Source organism: Actinomyces stomatis, assembly GCF_031292835.1.
Classification (GTDB): domain Bacteria; phylum Actinomycetota; class Actinomycetes; order Actinomycetales; family Actinomycetaceae; genus Actinomyces; species Actinomyces stomatis.
In genome coordinates this window covers 15,238-35,787 of the sequence record NZ_JASPEP010000004.1, presented here as the reverse complement: position 1 = coordinate 35,787, position 20,550 = coordinate 15,238, and the positions used below count along the sequence as shown (strand labels likewise).

The 20,550-nt window shown below is 68.8% G+C and carries 14 protein-coding genes; 6 read left to right on the top strand and 8 right to left on the bottom strand.

All coding sequences use genetic code 11. The features are described 5' to 3' along the window. Positions 1–62: 62 nt before the first annotated feature. Both glgB and RIV12_RS03800 read left to right on the top strand, forming a co-directional pair. The gene (gene glgB, locus RIV12_RS03805) at positions 63–2,273 is read left to right on the top strand and encodes a 1,4-alpha-glucan branching protein GlgB (protein ID WP_309322234.1); all 2,211 of its coding nucleotides are present in this window, start codon (positions 63–65) and stop codon (positions 2,271–2,273) included. Positions 2,274–2,549: 276 nt separating this feature from the next. Next, complete coding sequence (locus RIV12_RS03800; protein ID WP_309322232.1) at positions 2,550–4,916, top strand: glycogen/starch/alpha-glucan phosphorylase; 2,367 nt, start codon at positions 2,550–2,552, stop codon at positions 4,914–4,916. Positions 4,917–5,012: 96 nt separating this feature from the next. Here RIV12_RS03800 and RIV12_RS03795 read toward each other — a convergent pair whose 3' ends face one another. The 3 genes from RIV12_RS03795 to RIV12_RS03785 form a co-directional block, all read right to left on the bottom strand. After that, positions 5,013–5,954, bottom strand: coding sequence for a tetratricopeptide repeat protein (locus RIV12_RS03795; protein ID WP_309322230.1), 942 nt, complete (start codon positions 5,952–5,954; stop codon positions 5,013–5,015). Between the two features lie 167 nt (positions 5,955–6,121). Further along, complete coding sequence (locus RIV12_RS03790; RefSeq protein WP_309322228.1) at positions 6,122–7,165, bottom strand: DUF8094 domain-containing protein; 1,044 nt, start codon at positions 7,163–7,165, stop codon at positions 6,122–6,124. Then, positions 7,162–8,958 carry a hypothetical protein gene (locus RIV12_RS03785; RefSeq protein WP_309322226.1) on the bottom strand — a complete coding sequence of 599 codons (1,797 nt, stop codon included), beginning with the start codon at positions 8,956–8,958 and terminating at the stop codon, positions 7,162–7,164. Before RIV12_RS03785 ends, RIV12_RS03790 begins: the two co-directional genes overlap by 4 nt. A gap of 466 nt (positions 8,959–9,424) precedes the next feature. Between RIV12_RS03785 and RIV12_RS03780 the strand changes: the two genes are divergently transcribed. Both RIV12_RS03780 and RIV12_RS03775 read left to right on the top strand, forming a co-directional pair. Next, positions 9,425–11,041 (top strand): DivIVA domain-containing protein, encoded by a 1,617-nt coding sequence (locus tag RIV12_RS03780; RefSeq protein ID WP_309322224.1) that lies wholly within the window; start codon positions 9,425–9,427, stop codon positions 11,039–11,041. 9 nt (positions 11,042–11,050) lie between these two features. Beyond that, the gene (locus RIV12_RS03775; protein ID WP_309322222.1) at positions 11,051–11,551 is read left to right on the top strand and encodes a hypothetical protein; all 501 of its coding nucleotides are present in this window, start codon (positions 11,051–11,053) and stop codon (positions 11,549–11,551) included. A gap of 27 nt (positions 11,552–11,578) precedes the next feature. Here the strand turns inward: RIV12_RS03775 and RIV12_RS03770 are convergent, their stop codons facing one another. From RIV12_RS03770 to RIV12_RS03750, 5 genes are all read right to left on the bottom strand, one after another. Beyond that, positions 11,579–11,869, bottom strand: a complete 291-nt coding sequence (locus RIV12_RS03770; protein ID WP_070659509.1) for a hypothetical protein — start codon at positions 11,867–11,869, stop codon at positions 11,579–11,581. Between the two features lie 112 nt (positions 11,870–11,981). Then, positions 11,982–12,836, bottom strand: a complete 855-nt coding sequence (locus RIV12_RS03765) for a carbohydrate ABC transporter permease (RefSeq protein ID WP_309322218.1) — start codon at positions 12,834–12,836, stop codon at positions 11,982–11,984. Positions 12,837–12,842: 6 nt separating this feature from the next. Beyond that, on the bottom strand, positions 12,843–13,772 hold the full coding sequence (locus RIV12_RS03760) for a carbohydrate ABC transporter permease (protein ID WP_309322216.1): 930 nt from the start codon (positions 13,770–13,772) through the stop codon (positions 12,843–12,845). Between the two features lie 137 nt (positions 13,773–13,909). Continuing rightward, the gene (locus tag RIV12_RS03755; protein ID WP_309322214.1) at positions 13,910–15,229 is read right to left on the bottom strand and encodes an ABC transporter substrate-binding protein; all 1,320 of its coding nucleotides are present in this window, start codon (positions 15,227–15,229) and stop codon (positions 13,910–13,912) included. Between the two features lie 380 nt (positions 15,230–15,609). Beyond that, complete coding sequence (locus tag RIV12_RS03750) at positions 15,610–16,596, bottom strand: malate dehydrogenase (protein WP_075418539.1); 987 nt, start codon at positions 16,594–16,596, stop codon at positions 15,610–15,612. A gap of 253 nt (positions 16,597–16,849) precedes the next feature. On the opposite strand from RIV12_RS03750, the gene RIV12_RS03745 reads away from it, so the two are divergent. Next, positions 16,850–18,676, top strand: coding sequence for an ABC transporter ATP-binding protein/permease (locus RIV12_RS03745; RefSeq protein WP_309322212.1), 1,827 nt, complete (start codon positions 16,850–16,852; stop codon positions 18,674–18,676). Next, positions 18,673–20,526, top strand: a complete 1,854-nt coding sequence (locus tag RIV12_RS03740) for an amino acid ABC transporter ATP-binding/permease protein (RefSeq protein ID WP_309322210.1) — start codon at positions 18,673–18,675, stop codon at positions 20,524–20,526. Before RIV12_RS03745 ends, RIV12_RS03740 begins: the two co-directional genes overlap by 4 nt. The last annotated feature ends 24 nt before the right edge of the window (positions 20,527–20,550 follow it).

The window sequence follows — 20,550 nt, the reverse complement described above, 5'->3', positions numbered from 1 at the left end:
ATCCCCATCGGTTCGACGTCCAAAAGCACCCGTTATTCACCAACGCATGGAAGAGTTGCTGTATGAGCGCCAACACACCTGAGAAGGACCTCGCCCCTGCCCCTGTGGACCCCTGGATTCTGGCTGACGTCGCCTACGCGCGCTACCACGACCCGCACGAGGTCCTGGGCGCCCACGTCGGCGAGAACGGAGTCACCATCCGCACCGTCCGTCACCTGGCCGACGACGTCGTCGTCGTCACTAAGGACGGCACCCACCCGGCCACTCATGAGCAGGACGGCGTGTGGGTGGCGGTCCTGCCCGGCCAGGAGATCCCCGACTACCGCATCAAGGTCACCTACGGCGACGAGACCACCACCGTCGACGACCCCTACCGCTACATGCCGACCCTGGGTGAGATGGACACCTACCTCATCTCCGAGGGCCGCCACGAGGAGCTGTGGGAGGTCCTGGGCGCCCACGTCAAGCACTACGACGGCCCCATGGGCGAGGTCGAGGGAACCGCCTTCGCCGTGTGGGCCCCCAACGCCCGCGCCGTGCGCGTCGTCGGCGACTTCAACTACTGGGACGGCACCGCCACCGCCATGCGCTCCCTGGGCTCCTCCGGCGTGTGGGAGCTGTTCGTGCCCGGCGTCGGAGTCGGTGCACGATACAAGTTCGAGCTCTGCTTCGCCGACGGCTCCTGGCACCAGAAGGCCGACCCGATGGCCCGCGCCACCGAGGTCCCCCCGGCCACCGCCTCGGTGGTCACCGACCAGTTCCACGAGTGGGAGGACCAGGAGTGGATGGCCAAGCGCGCCTCCACCGACCCCCACAGCGGACCGATGAGCATCTACGAGGTCCACATCGGCTCGTGGCGTCAGGGACTGGGCTTCCGCGGCCTGGCCGAGGAGCTGGTCCCCTACGTCAAGGAGGCCGGCTTCACCCACGTGGAGTTCCTGCCGGTGGCCGAGCACCCCTTCGGCGGCTCCTGGGGCTACCAGGTCACCAGCTACTACGCACCCACCTCGCGCTTCGGCACCCCGGACGACTTCCGCTACCTGGTGGACCGGCTCCACCAGGCCGGCATCGGCGTCATCCTGGACTGGGTGCCCGCCCACTTCCCCAAGGACGAGTGGGCCCTGGCCCGCTTCGACGGCACCCCGCTGTACGAGGACCCCGACCCGCAGCGCGGCGAGCACCCCGACTGGGGCACCTACGTGTTCAACTTCGGACGCAACGAGGTGCGCAACTTCCTGGTCGCCAACGCCCTGTACTGGCTCCAGGAGTTCCACGCCGACGGCCTGCGCGTCGACGCCGTGGCCTCCATGCTCTACCTGGACTACTCGCGCCAGGACGGCCAGTGGCACCCCAACCAGTTCGGCGGCCGCGAGCACCTGGAGGCCATCAGCTTCCTGCAGGAGGCCACCGCCACCGCCTACCGGAAGAACCCCGGCATCCTCATGGCCGCAGAGGAGTCCACGGCCTGGCCCGGCGTCACCGCCCCCACCGAGTACGGCGGCCTGGGCTTCGGACTGAAGTGGAACATGGGGTGGATGAACGACACCCTGCGCTACCTCGCGGAGGACCCGGTCAACCGCCGCTACCACCACGGAGAGCTGACCTTCTCCCTCGTCTACGCCTTCTCCGAGCAGTTCATCCTGCCGCTGAGCCACGATGAGGTCGTCCACGGCAAGGGCTCCCTTCTGTCCAAGATGCCCGGCGACCCCTGGCAGGAGCTGGCGGGCCTGCGCGCCCTGTACGCCTACCAGTGGTCCCACCCGGGCAAGCAGCTGCTGTTCATGGGGCAGGAGTTCGGCCAGGGAACCGAGTGGAACGCGGACACGTCCCTGGACTGGTGGATCCTGGACGATCCCGGTCACCAGGGCCTGCTCGCCCTGGTCAGCGACCTGAACCACCTCTACCGGAACTCACCGGCCCTGTGGTCCGAGGACTTCTCCCACCGAGGATTCGAGTGGATCGAGGCCGGCGACGGCGACCACAACGTCCTGTCCTACCTGCGCAAGGGGACCGACGCCGACGGGCGGGCCGACCTGATGGTCTGCATCATCAACTTCGCCGGCACCCCGCACGAGGGCTACCGGGTGGGCCTGCCCTTCGCCGGGGACTGGGAGGAGGTCCTCAACACCGACTCCGAGGAGTACGGCGGCTCCGGCGTGGGAAACCTGGGCCATGTCGAGGCCGAGGACCTGCCCTGGAACGGGCGTCCGGCCTCGGTGCGCCTGCGGGTCCCCCCGATGGGAGCGGTCTTCCTGCGTCCGACTCAGGACTGACCCGGGCTGAAACCACGCACCGCGGTGGGGTGAGAGGCATGAGCCTCTCACCCCACCGCGGTCTGCTGCTCATAACGTGATCAGATCCTTGAACTCGGCCCACCACCATCACCTATGAGCCGGTAGTCTGGGCTATGTCTCGCACAGGCGCGCGGCCTCCGGCGCCTTGTGCTCCCTGCGCGCTCCGGTCGGTCCTGCCCCCGTCGATGTACGATATTTCAGTCCGATGCAAGACTCTTGCAGTCGGCGACCACGATGCCTGACAAGGGAAGAAGAATGACACAGAAGCTGGTCACGAGCGCCCCCGCGCAGGTGCGCGCCGTATCCGGTCGACCCGCCACCGCGGCCACCCTCATGGAGGTCTGGCAGGGCCTGTCCGCCGCCGTCGTCGACACCATTGCGGACGACTGGTACGCCACTGAGCAGAAGTACAGCGCCGGACGCCAGGAGCACTACTTCTCCGCCGAGTTCCTCATGGGCCGCGCCCTGCTCAACAACCTCTCCAACCTGGGGATGGTCGACGAGGCGCGCGAGGCCGTCGGCTCCTTCGGCGTCAACCTCACCGACGTCCTGGAGCAGGAGCCCGACGCCGCTCTGGGCAACGGCGGTCTGGGACGCCTGGCCGCCTGCTTCCTCGACTCCTGCGCCACCCTCGACCTGCCGGTCAACGGCTTCGGCATCCTCTACCGCTACGGGCTGTTCAAGCAGCTCTTCGAGGACGGCTTCCAGACCGAGCACCCCGACCCCTGGATGGAGGAGGGCTACCCCTTCGTCATCCGCCACGAGGAGGCCCAGCGCCTGGTGCGATACCAGGACATGACCGTGCGCGCCATCCCCTACGACATGCCGATCACCGGCTACGGCACCAAGAACGTGGGGACCCTGCGCCTGTGGAAGGCCGAGCCGCTCGAGGAGTTCGACTACGACGCCTTCAACTCCCAGCGCTTCACCGAGGCGATCGTCGAGCGCGAGCGCACCTCGGACATCTCCCGCGTCCTCTACCCCAACGACACCACCTACGAGGGCAAGGTCCTGCGGGTGCGCCAGCAGTACTTCTTCTGCTCGGCCTCCCTCCAGCAGATCGTTGACAACTACGTCAGCCACCACGGTGAGGACCTGTCCGGATTCGCCGACTACAACGCCATCCAGCTCAACGACACCCACCCGGTGCTCGCCATCCCCGAGCTCATGCGCATCCTTCTGGACGAGCACCACCTGGGCTGGGAGGAGGCCTGGAAGGTGGTCACCAAGACCTTCGCCTACACCAACCACACGGTGCTGGCCGAGGCCCTGGAGACCTGGGAGATCTCCATCTTCGACCGCCTCTTCCCGCGCATCACGGAGATCGTTCGCGAGATCGACCGCCGCTTCCGTATCGAGATGGCCGAGCGCGGCCTGGAGCAGGGCACCATCGACTACATGGCCCCCATCTCCGGGAACAAGGTGCACATGGCGTGGATCGCCTGCTACGCCTCCTACTCCATCAACGGCGTCGCCGCGCTGCACACCGAGATCATCAAGCGCGAGACCCTGGGCGAGTGGCACGCCATCTGGCCCGAGCGCTTCAACAACAAGACCAATGGCGTCACCCCGCGCCGCTGGCTGCGCCAGTGCAACCCGCGCCTGTCAGCACTCCTGGACGAGGTCACCGGCTCGGACACCTGGGTCAAGGACCTCACCGTCCTGGCCGAGCACACCGACTCCGTGGACGAGTCCATCTACGACCGTCTGGCGGAGATCAAGCACGCCAACAAGGTGGACTTCGCCGCCTGGATCGCCCAGCGCGAGGGGATCGAGATCGACCCGGAGGCGATCTTCGACGTCCAGATCAAGCGCCTCCACGAGTACAAGCGCCAGCTGCTCAACGCCATCTACATCCTGGACCTCTACTTCCGCATGAAGCAGGACCCGAGCCTGCAGGTCCCCAAGCGCGTCTTCATCTTCGGGGCGAAGGCGGCTCCCGGGTACATCCGGGCCAAGGGCATCATCAAGCTCATCAACGCCATCGCCGACCTGGTCAACAACGACCCCGTGGTCTCCCAGACCATCAAGGTCGTCTTCGTCCACAACTACAACGTCTCCCCGGCCGAGCACATCATCCCGGCCGCCGACGTCTCCGAGCAGATCTCGATGGCCGGCAAGGAGGCCTCGGGCACCTCCAACATGAAGTTCATGATGAACGGAGCCCTGACCCTGGGCACGCTCGACGGCGCCAACGTGGAGATCCTGGAGGCCGTCGGTGACGACAACGCCTACATCTTCGGCGCCACCGAGGACGAGCTGCCCTCCCTGCGTGAGAGCTACGACCCCGTGTGGCACTACGAGAACGTCCCCGGTCTCAAGCGCGTCCTGGACGCCTTCACCGACGGCACCCTCGACGACAACGGCTCGGGCTGGTTCGCCGACCTGCGCCGCAGCCTCCTGGAGCCCTCCTACGAGCCGGCCGACGTCTACTACGTCCTGGGCGACTTCGCCTCCTACCGCGAGACCAAGGACGCCATGGCGGCCGACTACGCCGACACCCGCGCCTGGCAGCGCAAGGCCTGGGTGAACATCACCCGCTCGGGCCGCTTCTCCTCCGACCGCACCATCAGCGACTACGCCCGTGAGGTCTGGAAGATCGACCCCGAGCCGATCGCCTGATCGTCAAGGCATGAGCGAGCGCCCCTCACCGCACTGGTGAGGGGCGCTACTCCGTATGCGCTGGGTGCTGCCAGATCCTCAGCAGGGCTCAGCGGCTCAGTAGAGCATGGCGGCCAGGCGGCGACGGGCCTGGGCGACCTCCGGTGAGGTGGAGCCGATGACCTCGAAGAGCTCGAGCAGTCGCAGCCGGGCCGTCTCCCGCTCCTCCCCCGCGTGGGTGCGCACGGCCTCCAGCGCGCGCCCCAGAGCGGCGCTGACGTCACCCAGGGCCAGAGCGGCGTCGGCACCGGCCAGGGCCGCAGCAAGATCCGTGGGCGCGGCATCTGCCGCCGCCAGGAGTTCGTGGGGGTCCTGGCCGTCCAGCCGGGCCATGAGGCGTACCTGGTTGCGGGCCACCTTGAGGTCGTCGTCGCCCGGGTTCTGGGCAATGGCGTGGGTGTACACCTCCTCGGCAGCGGCGAAGTCCCCGGCCTCGATGGCATCGCGGGCGGCCCGCTCGACCTCTGTCTCCTCAGGCTCTGCCTGAGTGTCGGCGCCGGCCGCGCCGTCGACGGCGATGGTGCCGTTGACACCGTTGGCGGCCGCCACTTCCAGCAGCTGGTCGATGACCGAGCCCAGCTGCTCCTGGGGCACCGCCCCCTGGAACATCGGCACCGGCTGGCCCGCGATGAGGGCCACAACCGTGGGAACGGCCTGAGCCTGGAGGGCCTGAGCGACCTCCGGGGCGGTATCCACGTTCACGCGCGCCAGCTGGAAGCGGCCGGCGTACTGACCGGCGAGCTGCTCCAGGACGGTGGCGAGATCGGCACTGGCCTGGCTGCGCGGACTGTGCAGGACGACGATGACGGGGACCTGGGTCGAGACCTCCGCGACGTCGCGCAGACTGGAGGCGTCGACGTCGACGACGAGCGGCACCTGCAGGCCGGCCCCTGCCGCTCCTGCGGGGCCCTTCGTGGCAGGGCTCGGGGTCCCACCGGTTGGGCCGGCAGGTTTGGCGGGGGCGAAACTGGACAGGTCGACGGCGCCGAACATGCTCATGGAGGCTCTGCCTTCCTCGGGCCGCAGCCCGGTTGCTTCAATGGTCTGGGTCTTTCGGTGTCCTTGCGCGCCGGCGCGGTTGCCGGGCCTCATGCTGATCAGAGGCCTGGGCGCACCAGCGGCCCGACTCCGAGCGGTCACGGAGCCGGGCCGGGGATCAGCGGCGATCAGGACGGTTTGGCCGACGCCGTGGGGGCGGGCGTCTTGGAATCATCCCGATCCACCTTCATGAGCGCTGTCTCGGCGCCCAGAACGGTCACCTTCTCGCCACTTCCCTCCTTGGGGATGGAGAAGGCGACCATGGAGTCGTAGGTGGCGGTGACGGTACCGACGATCTTCTGGTTGCCACCCATGTGGGCGGCGACGTCGCCCTGCAAGGTGAGGTCGGAGCCATCAACAGTGCGCTTGTAGACCACTGTGAAGGACAAGGTGGTGAAGACCAGCGCCCCGCCGTCCCCCTCCTCCAGCTGGAGGCCTTGGAACCCGTCCTGACCGGGGACCGCCGTCACGGTCACTTCCCCGTAGTTGCTCAGGTCGGTCTTTCGGGCGTCTTGAACCTTTCGACGCAGGTTGTCCTCGGGGAAGGCCTTGCCGTTCTCGCCGTCGGGGTGGTTGAGCGCGTCGACATAGGAGTCGAGGACCGCCTTGGGGGTGGCGACCAGCCCGGTGGACTCGGCCGTCACCTGCTTGGCACGCTGGGCCGACTGCTTGGTCAGCACGGGAATGCTCGCCTGCGCGGCGAATCCCTGCACCCAGGCCCACACCTTGAACTGGTCCCGGGCCGAGCCCTGCTCCAGGGAGATGATCGAGACGCTCTTGTCACCCTCCGAGGCGACGGCGGCGTTACGGGGGAAACCGACGGTCTGTCCCACTCCCCCGCCCTGGATCTTCGTGGTCATGGCGTGGATGAACGAGTCGTTCCCACTGGCGGAGGCGGTGGCGTACTCCGCGGCACGGATCCGAGCAGCCGGCCCGGACATGACCTCCTTGACCTTGTCCGCATTCTTCTCCTTGTCCGCCGTCGCCAGGCCGGTCTGGACGCGCTGGAGGATCTCGGCGAGCTGCTTGTCGTTGAGGACGGGCTCGGCGATCGGTGTACCGGAGGCCTGGGTCTCGGCGGTCTTGGGCTGGGACCGCGAACAGGCGGCCAGGCTCAGGGCGAGGGCGGAGGCACCGCCTGCACTCAGAAAGGCTCGACGGGTGGACATCATGCGCGCTCCTGGTTGTCGGGGTCCGCGGTTGGGTCTGGTTCGGCAAGTGGCTCGGCGTCGACGGCCTGGATGACGGCGGGGTCAGCCTCGGGAGGCAGCTCGACGCCGTCGGAGTAGGAGGGCCAGGACACGGTGGTCGACGTCGCTGAGGAGTCACCGAAGCTGCTCGGCGAGAAGGGGGTCCCCTTCGACGGCTCGACCTCCTGCTCACTCCAGCTCAGCGACACGTCGGTCACCTCCGGCTGGGCGAATCCGGTCGGCACCTGGACACTGGGGTCCTTCGACGGGGCCGAGGCCTCTACGTCCTGGGGCTCAGCGGTGTCAGTCTCGAAGGACGGCGCACCGGTATCGCCTGCCACGTGGCTGGTGCGGTACTCCGGCGGCGCGAAACGGGAGTGGTCCTGGACCTCGGAGGGCTGGTCGGCGAGCTGGTCGACGCCCACGGCCATGTGACCGGCGCCGGCGGCAGCATCACTGAGAGCCGGGGGGTTGGGGCGAGCCGACGAGTCGGGCACGTTGACGGCATCCGTGGTGATCGCCAGCGCCTCACCGTCCTGGAGGCCCTCCGGCTCCCGGGCGGCTCGGTGCTCCTGGGTGGCGGCCTCATCAAGACCGGGAACGACCGAGGCGCCTCGGGCGACCCCAGCAACCGCATGGTCGCCCTGACCGCCGTGGCCCTCACCGTAGGCGCCGTCAGGTCCGTCACCGAGCCCGCCACTCGTCCCACCACTGAGCCCGGCAGCGGGGCCAAAGTCGTATCCGTCGGCGGGAAGCGCCTCAGACGCCTGGGAGACGGAGGAGGTCTCGATGCCGTCGAGGTAGACACGGCCCGTGCGCGGGTCGGTCCAGGGTTCGCCCGATGCCTCGGCACGCTCCTTGTCCCGCAGCTCTCGGCGGGTCAGGCGTCGGTCGGGATCGTCCACCTGAGGGATGCCCTCGGTGGAGACGGAGTCGGCGTTGGCGATGCGGGCCGCCCGCTCGGCGGAACGGGTCCGCCGATCGACGTTGGCGCGGCGCAGCTGGAGGTCGATGAAGAACAGGAAGGCCCCCACGAGCACGAAGAGGCCACCCAGACCCAGCCCCCCATAGAAGTACCAGGGGGTCTCCACCTGCCGCGTCCAGGAGACGGTCAGGCTGGGAGCCGGGGCCTTGCCATCGGTCATGGCCATGAGGACGACCTGCTCGTCGACGTTCTTACGCGGCAGCATGGCGCGGTCAGCGTCCTCCGCGGTATTGAAGGTGACCGACGAGCCGCCGGTCTTCTCCCCCAGCCAGATGTCGGAGCCCGAGGCGGTCACGGCCTTGGCCTTGCGCTCCGAGCACTTCGAGGCACCGGCCTGCGCGGAAGGGGATGGCTGCGAGGAGGCGGATGGCTGCGAGGACGCCGCCGCAGAAGGGGCGGCCGTGGAAGGAGCGGGAGTGGCGTTGGCAGGGGGGCAGTACTGGGTCTCGTCCCTGGAGGACAGGGTTCCGGCGTCGGTGTCGATACCGGTGACCACCGTGTGGGGCAGCGCATTATCGGCGTCAGGGCTCATCCAGGCGTCAAGGTCGGCCGCCCTGGCCACGAAGAGGTGGACCTCCTTGCCATCGGAGGAGCTCGCGGTCACGACGACGTCGGACTCCGCGCCACTGAGGACCCCGGGGGCTGTGATGACGTAGGGCTGAGAAGGACCGGAGGCGAGCTTCGCCTCGACCTTGGAGCTGGGTTTCCAGATGGTGGCCGAGCAAACGGCCAGGGCGACGAGGACCAGCCCGAGGACGGTCACCGCCACGCTCAAGATACGTCGACTCACGACGCGGGTCTCCTATGCTCGCGGACACGGTTGACGACGACCGGCTACGGAGCCGGGTATCGCTGCGAGCGCTCACCGTGCGCCCGCCTAGGAACCAGAATCGCATGGAGGACCCCGCGACCGCACCGACCTCAGCGCAAGATCACAAGAAGACACGCGCTGAGCGAAGCGATATCTCCCGAGACTCCACCAGCAGAAAGTGCCCCACCGGCCCACCGAGCAACGCCCTTGTCTCGAAGCGCAGCCGGAGGAACGCGCGGAGAAACGCTCGCGCGAGATCGGATGCTTCCCGGCAGACCATCGGCGTCACCATCCGCCACCCCTCTCACGGGGCCAGGAGAACTGAATCACCACCATCCCTCTGTGCGCATGGTCACACTTTCGTGGTTACCTTCCCGATCACACCCAATCGTTAGGCTTGGCCTGGTGGTGAGCGTCCCCGGCTCGCCAGGAGGAGGAACCCGACGTGGCTGAGGAATACAGCGAGTTTGCCATCACGATGCGCGGCTACGACCGCGCCCAGGTCGACCGGAAGCTGGAGCAGCTCTCACGCCAGCTGGCCGACGCGCGTCGCGAGGTGGCCAGCCTTGACCAGCGCGCCATGACCCTGGCCGGCGAGCTGGCTGACGCCCAGCGCCGGCTGCGGGAGTCCGACAAACCGACCTACGCCGGCCTGGGCTCACGGATCGAGCAGCTGCTTCGCAGCGCCGAGGAGCAGAGCGCCTCCGTCCTGTCCAAGGCCAATGCCGAGGCCGACGCCCTGTTGACCCGGACCCGCACCAACGCCAAGAACCTCTCCGAACGCAGCGCCTCAGAGGCGGCGACCCTGCTCGCCGACGCCCGCCGCGAGGCCAGCGAGCTGCGCACCCGCTCCCAGGGTGAGGCCTCGACAGCCCTGGCCAACGCCGAGGCCCGCGCCCAGGAGCTGGTCTCCTCCGCCTCACGCAAGGCCGCCCAGATCTCCGCCGACGCCGAAGCAGCCGTCACCGAGATGCGAGCCACCGCGGAGCGCGAGGCCGCGCTGGTCCTGTCCCAGGCCCGCAAGCAGGCCGCCGAGATCGCCATCACCTCCGAGCGCGATGCCACCGCCAACCGCGAGGCGGCCGCGGCCGAGGCCGACGAGCTGCACAAGACCTCCACGGCGAAGGCCGAGGAGATCCTCTCGGCCGCCAAGCAGGAGGCCGAGCTGACCGTCGGCAAGGCCAAGCGCGAGGCCGAGGAGATCCTCACCTCGGCGCGCAACGAGTCGGAGACGCTGCGTCGTTCGGCCACCGACGAGGCGGCCGCAGCCCGCTCCGAGGCCACCGAGCTGCGCCAGCAGGCCACCCTGGAGATCGCCGCGGCCCACGAGCAGGCCGCTCAGGAGGACTCTGACGCCCACGAGGCCACGCGCGAGCGCATCCGCGAGATGCAGGAGCAGGCCCAGATCCAGGCCCAGGAGGCCGAGGAGCGTCTTCAGGAGGCGCTGTCCCGGGCCGAGGAGGTCCGCGCGCGCACCGACGCCGAGGCCCGCAAGCGCCAGGAGGAGGCGGTCTCCCAGGCCGAGGAGACTCTGGCACAGGCCCGGATCGAGGCCGAGCAGATCGTCAGCGACGCCCGCGCGGACGCCGACGTCACCGCCCAGGTGGCCGCCCGTCAGCTCCAGGAGCTGGAGCGCCAGCGCGACTCGGTCGCCGCCTACCTCACCGAGATGCGCGGCGTCCTGGGAGGGGCACTGCCTCAGGCCCCCACCTTCAGCGACCACGTCGCTGCTCTGCCTCAGGAGCCGACTCCGGCTTCGGACCAGTCCTCCGCCGAGTCGGCAGAACCGGCCGCATCCAGCAGCGCAGGCAGCGCGCGCTCCGCCGGCTCGAGCAGCGCCGCCTCCGCGCCGTCGGCCACCTCGGCGGCCCCCGCGCCGACCGAGAACAAGACCACTGCGGCCTCGGGCGGCGGCCAGCAGGCGGGTGCGCAGTCGGCCCCGAAGAACGCCCAGAAGGGCGGCACCGGCCGCATCGAGAACGTGCCACCTCCCGGCAAGAGCTCGGGCGGATCCGGTAACGCCGGCAACCGCCACCCCCGGCAGGGCAAGGGACGCCGCTGAGGCGCACTCGTGACAGCCGACGACGCCGCCCGGCTCGGGGAGGAGTCATCAAGCAGCTCCGGCTCTGGTGACTCAGCGAACTCCGACTGGGCGGCGTCGCGTCGTCGTGCGGCCGCCCAGCGGGCCCGCATGCTCCAGGAGCGTCAGAATGCCGAGCACACCCGGGCCTCCCACATCGTGGGGCTCTTCCTCAGGGTCGCACGCAAGGAGGGCCTTGAGGACGTTCCTCTGCGGGTGCGCGGCTACGCGGGCGGCAGTGCCCGCACCCCGCTGCGCGGCTGGTATCTGAGAGCCGATGAGACGGTCGGTATCGACACGGAGGGGCGCTACTACGTCCTGTCGATGCCACTGAGCCTGGGGCAGCGCCTACGCGGGGTCAGGCCCGAGAGCCAACCTGTGCCGATGACCATCGGCGAAGGCGGACGTGACGGGGATATCGTGCCGCTGCGCTTCGCGCTGGACCGCCTGCTGCCGGGCTGGGAGGAGCGCTCTCCCGAACCGCTGGTGTGACCGCCGGCGTTCCTCCTGCCCTCCCGGCTACCAGAGACGGCGCTCCCAGCAGGAGGTGTGCCAGTGGCGCCGCTCCTCCAGGCCCCGGTCCGCTCCGAAGAGCGACTCGTTGCTCCAGGCCACCACGTGCGCGGTCCCAGCAGGAATGACGCGGTGGCAGCCGGGGCAGGTGTAGGACTTGTCCCCACCGCGCAGGTGGCGCACGGTGAAGTCCGCCCCGCCGGGACCGGTCTGGGTGCGCGGCACGGAGGCGAGACGGTCCATGCTCAGGGGGATGTGCCCCTGCCCGTAGGGGCGCTTGGATCTGCGGCGTGCCATACCCCGATCTCATCACATCCGGCTCCCGCCCCCAAGCCGGGGACGGGAGCCGGATGCGATGGCGGAGGTCTGCGGGCCCTCACGAGAGCTGGAGCGGCAGACCGGACCGGACTCAGCCCTTGACCGAACCGGCCATGAGTCCGCCGACGAAGTACTTGCCCAGCAGGATGTAGACCGCCAGGGTGGGGACCGAGGCGATGAGGGCGCCGGACATGGAGGCCCCGTAGTCGGCCAGGATCGATCCGTGGGCCAGGTTGTTGAGTGCCAGCGTCACCGGCCCGGACTGCGCCCCTCCACCGAAGAACAATGCGAACAGGAAGTCGTTCCAGGCGGAGGTGAACTGCCAGATGAGGACGACGACGAAGCTGGGCACCGAGATCGGCAGGACCACCGACGCGTAGGTGCGCAGCATGCCGGCACCGTCGACCCGGGCGGCCTCGATGAGCTCGTTCGGGATGGTCTCGTAGTAGTTGCGGAAGATGAGTGTCGTGATCGGGATGCCGTAGACCACGTGCATGAGGATCAGCGTAGGGATCCCGAAGCCCAGGTCGGCGCTGGTCACCAGTCGCATGAGCGGGATCATGACGGCCTGGTAGGGGATGAACATGCCGAACAGGATGAGGGTGAAGACCACGTTGGCCCCGGGGAACCGCCACTTAGACAGCACGAAGCCATTGGCACTTCCCAGCATCGCCGAGATGATCGAGGAGGGGATGACCAGGGCCAGCGAGCGCAGCAGCCCGCCGCTGAGCTGGTTCCAGGCGTTGGACCAGTTCTTGGTGACCCAGACCTCGGGCAGGAACCAGGTGCGGGAGGGGTCGGCGTCGGCGGAGCCCTTGAAGGAGGTCACCAGCAGGACGTAGACCGGGATGAGAACGAGGACCACCGAGGCCAGCAGCAGGATGAACCGGACGGTCTGCCCCCAGCCGGGGCGGCGCGGGCTGCGCGTCGTGAGTGCCTGTGCCATCGCCGCTCACCTCCTGCCCTTGGCGTCGTGAATGAGGTAGGGGATGACGGCGATCGCGACCAGAACCAGAAGTATCGTGCCGACGGCGGCGGCGTTGGAGTAGTCGTTGTCGGTCATGAAGTTGAACATGTCGATGGCCGGGACCTTGGTGGAGTATGTCCGCTGGTCCGTGATCGACATGATGAGGTCGAAGGACTTCAGGGACATGTGCCCGATGATGATCACGGCACTCAGGGCGATCGGGGTCAGCTGGGGGAAGATGATCGACTTGTAGAGCTGCCACTCGCTGGCACCGTCGACCCGGGCGGCCTCGCGCAGGTCGTCGGGGATGCCACGGAAGCCCGCCAGGAAGAGCGCCATGACGTAGCCGGCCAGCTGCCACACGGCCGGCAGCGCGATGGCCAGGATGCCCCAGGTGGTGTTCTGGGTCCATGAGTTCTCCAGGAACCTCAGACCGGTCATCTCGAACAGACGGTTGAGCCCGGAGGCACTCTCGCCCTGCGCAGAGTTCAGCAGCCACCGCCACACCACGCCCGAGGCCACGAAGGACACGGCCATGGGGAACAGGAAGATGGAGCGGAAGACCCCCTCCCCCTTGATGGGGCGGTCCAGGAGCCAGGCCCACAGGAAGCCGACCACGAGGGTTCCGGCCAGGAACGTGACGGTGAACAGGACGAGGTTGATGAAGGAGTGCCGGAAGTCCGGGTTGCCGAACAGGGTCGCGAAGTTGCTCAGCCCGACGACGGTGGTTCCTCTGCGTCCGGAGACCTGACCGGCGGTGTGCATGTCCAGCAGGGAGGTGTTGATGTTGATCCCGATCATCCCGTAGACGAAGACGCCGACGAGGATGATCGAGGGCGAGATGAGGAGGAGGCCGGGCCCCCACTGCCTCCAGCTCGCCCGACGGCGCCGCACGGGGGCGCTCTTGGTGCTCACAAGGTTCTCCTGATGCGTGTATGGCGGAAGGATCCGTCTGTCGTAGTGATGACCGCCGGCCGGATGATCGGCGAGAGGTCGGTCCCGGGCGGGGCGGACCGTGCGTCCGCTCCGGTCCGCCCCGCCCGGGGAACCGGTCAGGAGGCGGCAGCGGCCTTGAGGTCGGCCTGCAGGGCGGTGACGTCGGAGGCGCCCTGGGCGAACTTGGTCAGGGCGTCGTTCATCGCGTTGGTGGCCTTGGAGGGCAGGGCCGCGCCGTGAGCGATGGAGGAGACGATCTTGTCCTTGGCGAAGGACTCCATGGCTGAGCGCTGGTACTCGGAGAACTTGCCCTTCTCCTCGTCGGTGAGGTCGGTGCGGGCGGGGATGGATCCCTTCACCGTGTTGAAGGCGATCTGACCGTCCTTGGAGGAGATGGCGTTGAGCCAGTTCTTGGCTCCACCGGGGTGCTTGGCACCGTCGGGCAGGGTGAAGGAGTCGGCCAGGAAGTCGAAGACGCCGTCGGTGCCCGGGACCGGGAAGTAGACGTAGTCCTGACCGGCCTTCTTGCCGGCGGCGTCGAAGCCGGCCACCGCCCAGTCGCCCATGACGTTGAAGGCGGCCTTGCCGTCCATGATGGGCTTCATGGCGGGCTCCCAGTCCTCGGTGTAGAGGGAGGAGTCGGTGTACCCCACGATGGTCTTGTAGTGTCCCAGCGCCTTGGTGACCTCGGCACCGCTCCAGTCGGTCTTGCCTGCGAAGAGCCCGTTGTAGGCGTCCACGCCCAGGTCGGCGATGAGGATGGTCTCGAGCAGCTCGAGCTGGGTCCAGGCCATGCCCATGGTGATGGGCGTCAGGCCGGCGGCCTTGACCTTCTCCATGTCGGCGATCCAGGCGTCGATGGTGGTAGCGGGCTTGGTCGGGTCGAGCCCGGCGGCCTTGAGCGCGGGCACCGAGGCCCACACGACGTTGGCCCGGTGGATGTTGGAGGGCACCGAGTAGATCTTGCCGTCGGAGTCCTTGAGGCGGTCCATGAGGGTGGCCGGGAATGCCTCGTTGAGCTTGAACTCCTCGTAGAGGCTGGAGACGTCCAGCAGGTAGCCGGCCTCGATGTGGTCCTTGATCTCGGCGCCGGCGTGGGCCTGGTAGGTGTCCGGCGGGTTCTTGGCGGCCAGGTCCGCGGCGAGCTTCTGCTTGGCCTGGCTGCCGGCGCCGCCGGAGACGGCCTTGTTCTCGAACTTCGTCTTGGGGAACTGCTGGTTGAAGACCTTGACCAGGGCGTCCAGGCCGAGCTTCTCCGAGCCCGCCGACCACCAGGTGACGACGTCGACCTCGCTGGCGTCCCCCTCACCGGCGGCTCCAGCGGACTTCGAGCCGGAGCTGCCGGAGGTCGCGCAGGCGGCCAGGGTGGCGGCGACTGCAGTGGTTCCCAGACCCGCCAGCACGGCACGGCGGGAGAGGTAGTGGGTGGGACGCATGGGACTGCTCCTTAGAAACGACGGTGTCTCATGACCACGGCACCGTTGCCGCGGGCGGGGAGATCAGATGTTGTCTAGTCATCTGAACTCGCCAGGAGAGTAGACCTAAACTGAGCGAAACTCAAACATACATTGCGCAAACAATCATTATACTGGTCATCAACCACAGGTCTATACCAGCAATGCCAACAATCCGTCCGCCGCCCCATCCACCACAGGCATGAAAAAGGTCCTCGCCGCTCGAATGAGCGGCGAGGACCCGGGCAGGAACGGGAGGGACCGCACGGCTCCACACCCAAGGTGGTCCGTACCACGAGCGGGTCGGACCCGAGTGGCAGCTCAGGCCGAGCCCGGACGCCGAGCCGGACGGTTCGAGGGACTCAGATGAGCCCCATGGAGGCCACCGTGTTCTTCTCCTCGACGAGCTCGGCTGCCGAGGCGTCGATCTTGCCGCGGGAGAAGTCGTCGATCTCGAGACCCTGGACGATCTTCCACTCACCGTTCTCCGAGGTGCAGGGGAAGGAGGAGATGATGCCCTCGGGCACGCCGTAGGATCCGTCGGACATGATCGAGGAGGAGGTCCAGGACCCGGAGGTGCCCAGCACCCAGTCGTGCACGTGGTCGATGGCGGCCGAGGCGGCCGAGGCCGCCGAGGAGGCGCCGCGCGCGTCGATGATGGCGGCGCCGCGCTTGGCGACGGTCGGGATGAAGTCGTTCTCGACCCAGGCCCGGTCGGCCAGGATGTCGGTGATGGGGGCGCCCTTGACGGTGGCCTGGGTGAGGTCGGGGTACTGGGTGGAGGAGTGGTTGCCCCAGACGGTGACCTTGTCGATGTCGGTGACGTGGCAGCCGGCCTTGGTGGCCAGCTGAGCCAGGGCGCGGTTGTGATCCAGGCGGGTCATGGCCGTGAAGCGCGAGGAGGGGATATCGGGAGCGTGCGAGGCCGCGATGAGGGCGTTGGTGTTGGCGGGGTTGCCCACGACGAGCACCTTGATGTCCTCGGCGGCGCCGGCGTTGAGGGCCTCGCCCTGGGGACCGAAGATGCCGCCGTTGGCGGAGAGCAGGTCGGCGCGCTCCATGCCGGCCTTGCGGGGCATGGAGCCGACGAGGAAGGCGATGTTGGCGCCCTCGAAGGCAGCCTTGGCGTCATCGAAGATGTCGACGCTGCCCAGGGTCGAGAAGGCGGAGTCGAACAGCTCCATAGCGGTCCCCTCAGCGGCCTTGACGGCCGGCGGGATCTCCAGCAGGCGGAGGTTGACACGCTGGTCCGGGCCGAGAAGGGCGCCGGAGGCGATGCGGAACAGCAGGGCGTAGCCGATGTTGCCGGCAGCACCGGTGACGGTGATGTTGACGGGAGCGTTTGCCATCGAGGACTCCTTCGAGACGTGTGTCGTCGCGGGCCGCAGGCGGCAGCCCGGCAGGACAACGCTATGACGTTCGCGCAGGTGAACACACCAGTCCGCTACATTTCGTGACTCTCACCACTCCCTTGAGCAGCGGAGGTGGGATTCCTCCTGGTAGCCCGTGATCTCAGCGAGATACTCACCGCCCCTGACAACAGCCCGTCTTGATCGATACGCTGGGGGCCTCCCCAGCCCGTTTCTCGCCTCCAGGACCGTGATGAGCTCACGCCGATCCCCCGCGCCCATTCTTGCGCCACTGCGCCGCGGTTCCCCGCCCCGCCCTGTCGTCTCCTCGCCCGCCGGGCGCCGCGCAGGCGCCCTCTCATTCGGTCTGACGCTCCTGGGTGCCCTGGGGTCCGGGTGGTGCCTCATCTCCACCGGACGTGCGCTGGGCGCCCTGTTGAGCTCCTCATCGACAGTGGGCCTGCTCGCCCAGGCTCTGGCCGCGGCCACCGTGAGCGCCGCCTGCCAGCTGGCGGCTCAGCGGGTCGCCCGCTTCAGTGCGTTCACTGAGGAGGCGCACCTGCGCCGGCTCACCCTGGCTCACCTGCTGGGGCTGGGTCCGGCGCGCGCCGCTGACGTCCGCAGCGGTGCGACCGCCTCCCTGTTGACCGACGGTGCCGAGCGCGTGGCTCTCTACCGGCAGACCTTCCTGGCCCCGACGCTGGCGGCCGCAGCGGCTCCTCTGCTGGTGCTCATCGAGCTGGCCGCCTTCGTCGACGTCGTTCCCGCCCTGGTCCTGGCGGCGGCCGTCATCGTGGTACCGGCCTTCATCGCCTGGTGCCACTCACGGCTGCGGGCCTCGTCGTCGGACTCCCGACGGGCTCGTATGCGCCTGGCCGCCGAGTACCTCGACGCGATCCAGGGACTGCGGACCCTCACCCTGGCCCGGGCCGCGGAACGCACCAGCGCGCGCCTGCGCCTGGAGGGGGAGACGAACCGGCGCGCCGTCATGGGGCTGCTGGCGGGCAACCAGCTCGTCATCCTGCTCACCGACGGCCTGTTCTCGCTCTTCCTCATCACCGTGGCCGCAGGTCTGGCCCTGATGCGTCTGTCGACCGGTGTCATCGACGTCGGTGACGCCTTGGCGATCGTCCTGACCTCCTACGTGCTCCTTGAGCCGCTGGACCACGTGGGCGCCTTCTTCTACGTGGGCATGGGCGGGATGGCCAATCAGCGCGCCATCCGCGGGATTCTGTCGCGCCCTCAGCCCCGCTCCACCGCGACTCCCGGAGCCAGGACCTCGCCCGCTGCGACCGCGCAGACATCCATCGTGCTCGACGACGTCGAAGCCACCTGGGAGGCGGATCCCGTGCTGGAGGGCGTGAACCTGAGCGTGCGGCGTGGCGAGAGCCTGGCAGTAGTCGGCCCCTCGGGAGCGGGAAAGTCGACGCTCATGGCGCTGCTCGCCGGGAACCTGCTGCCCAGCGGCGGGTCCGTGCGGGTCGAGGGCACCGAGCTGAGTGCCGCCACGCAGGACGAGGTACGCTCCGCCTCCGCACTGGTGGCGCAGACGACCTGGCTGTTCACCGGGACGATCGCCGACAACCTGCGCCTGGCCCAGCCCTACGCGACGCCGTCACAGATGTGGCACGCCCTGGAGGTGGCCCGCCTCGACAAGGAGGTGGCACTCATGCCCGAGGGGCTGGAGACACAGGTGGGTGAGGCCGGGCTGGGACTGTCGGGCGGTCAGGCCCAGCGCCTGTCCCTGGCACGCGCCTTCCTGGCCGACCGCCCCGTGCTGCTCCTGGATGAGCCCACCAGTCAGGTGGACCTGGCCAGCGAAGCGGCCATCGTCGAGTCCATTGAACAGCTGGCCCAGGGCCGCACCGTCGTCACCATCTCGCACCGCGTCGGGGCGCTGACAGCAGCGGACCGGACCGTGAAGGTCGAGGCCGGGGCGGTCCATGAGGCGGGCGGAGCCGGGGCACCCGGTTGTGCCGGCGCGGCACCCCGCGAGGAAGCCGCTGAACCCAACGCCCACGAGGCCGACGCCCCCTCCTCCAAGGCCACCGACGGTGATCACCAGGAGGAGCGGACATGATCCGATCGAAGCAGACGGGGCGCTCATCAGCGCCCCGCTCGCGGGCAGCCGGCAGCTCGGGGCAGCGCAGCGGGGCCGGTCGGGCCGCCTCCACGCAGGCGCCTCCTTCGCGTGCGCAGCTGGTGCGGTGGCTGCTTCAGGTCACCCGCCCAGTGCTCTCACCGCTGCTGGGCTCCACCCTGTGCCGCATCATCGACCTGCTGTGCGGAGTGGCCCTGTTCTCCCTGGGGGCCTACGCCGTGGCCCGGGCGGGTCTGGCGATAACGACTGACGCACCGGTGTCCGCCATCTGGCCGGTACTGGCCGTCATGGCGGGGCTGTCCCTGCTCAAGGCGGCCCTGCGCTACGCCGAGCAGTTCCTCGGCCACCTGGTGGCCTTCAAGGCGCTCGAGCTGCTGCGCGGTCAGATCTTCCGCTCCCTCATCCCCCGCTCCCCCAGGGTCACTGCGACGTCGCGCTCGGGCGACCTCCTGTCACGGGCCACCAAGGACGTGGACCGGATCGAGGTCTTCTTCGCCCACACTTTTGCTCCGGCGGCCTCCGCCGTCATCGTCCCGATCACGGTGCTCACGGTCATCGGTCTGCGGGTGTCCTGGTTGGTGGCCCTGGCGGCGCTCCCCTTCGTGGTGGCCCAGCTGCTCATCGTGCCCCGCCTGGGGTTCGCCGCCTCCGCCGATGCCTCCCGCTCGGTCTCGGCGGCGCGGGCGGATCTCACCCAGCACGTGACCGACACCGTTCAGGGCATGAGCGAGGTCGTCGGGTACGGGCGCAGCCAGGAGCGTCTGGATGAGATGGCCAGGATCGACGCCGAGATCGCAGGTGCCGCCAGACCAAGCGGCCAATGGGCCTCCGTGAGACGAGGCCTCAACCAGCTGGCGGGGCTGACCGCACCGATCACCGTCGTCACCGTGGGCGCGATGGTGCCCGCGACCGGCTCCAGCGCAGGTGTCCCCCTCCTGGCTGCCGCGGCCGCCGCGGTGCTGCGGCTGTCCGACACCGTGCGCGGCGTCGATGAGTTCTCGAGTGCGCTCAATGCCTCCTTCGCCTCAGCAGAGAGAGTGTGGGAGGTCGTCAACGCGCCCGTGGAGGTGCACGACGGCGATCAGGAGCTGACCGCCGGCATCTCCCACGAGGTCCTGTGGCAGGACGTGACCTACTCCTACCCCAACACTGCCGCCCAGGCCGTCCGCGGCGCCAGCGTCAGAGCCAGGGCCGGAAGGTGGACCTGCATTGTGGGGGCCTCAGGGTCGGGCAAGTCCACACTGACCCAGCTGGCGGTGCGCTTCGATGAGCCGGACTCGGGCCGCATTCTCATCGACGGCCAGGACGTGACCGATCTGCGTGCCGTCAGCCTCTATCAGGAGATCGGCATGGTGGATCAGCGGGTCCACCTCATGCGGGCCACTATTGCGGACAATGTGCGCCTGGCGGCGCCGTCGGCCAGCGATGCCCAGGTGCGCCGGGCGTGCCGAGCCGCCTGCATCGACGAGGACATCGAGGCCCTCGAGGACGGCTACCACACTCTCGTGGGCGAGCGCGGCCAGTCCCTGTCAGGTGGCCAGCGACAGCGCCTGGCACTGGCGCGTGCGCTCCTGGCCCGCCCCGGGGTGCTCATCCTCGATGAGTTCACCTCCCACCTGGATCCTGAGTTGGACGAGCGGGTGCGCATCGGGGTGCGCACCTATCTTCCCCAGGCGACGATCATCGAGATCACTCACCGTTTGCAGTGGTCCGAGCAGGCCGACCACGTCGTCGTCATGGACGCGGGGGTGGTCGTGCAGACGGGGCCGCCGGCCAAGCTCCTGGCCGAGCCCGGACCGCTGCGCACGCTGACCGGCCGCAGTCACTGAGAGATGCCAGCTGGTCCAGGCTGA

Coding starts and splice junctions, on each gene's coding strand:
- RIV12_RS03755 (WP_309322214.1), bottom strand. CDS start 15,229: ATGCGTCCCACCCACTACCTCTCCCGCCGTGCCGTGCTGGCGGGTCTG.
- RIV12_RS03745 (WP_309322212.1), top strand. CDS start 16,850: ATGAGCTCACGCCGATCCCCCGCGCCCATTCTTGCGCCACTGCGCCGC.
- glgB (WP_309322234.1), top strand. CDS start 63: ATGAGCGCCAACACACCTGAGAAGGACCTCGCCCCTGCCCCTGTGGAC.
- RIV12_RS03795 (WP_309322230.1), bottom strand. CDS start 5,954: ATGAGCATGTTCGGCGCCGTCGACCTGTCCAGTTTCGCCCCCGCCAAA.
- RIV12_RS03750 (WP_075418539.1), bottom strand. CDS start 16,596: ATGGCAAACGCTCCCGTCAACATCACCGTCACCGGTGCTGCCGGCAAC.
- RIV12_RS03770 (WP_070659509.1), bottom strand. CDS start 11,869: ATGGCACGCCGCAGATCCAAGCGCCCCTACGGGCAGGGGCACATCCCC.
- RIV12_RS03790 (WP_309322228.1), bottom strand. CDS start 7,165: ATGATGTCCACCCGTCGAGCCTTTCTGAGTGCAGGCGGTGCCTCCGCC.
- RIV12_RS03740 (WP_309322210.1), top strand. CDS start 18,673: ATGATCCGATCGAAGCAGACGGGGCGCTCATCAGCGCCCCGCTCGCGG.
- RIV12_RS03765 (WP_309322218.1), bottom strand. CDS start 12,836: ATGGCACAGGCACTCACGACGCGCAGCCCGCGCCGCCCCGGCTGGGGG.
- RIV12_RS03800 (WP_309322232.1), top strand. CDS start 2,550: ATGACACAGAAGCTGGTCACGAGCGCCCCCGCGCAGGTGCGCGCCGTA.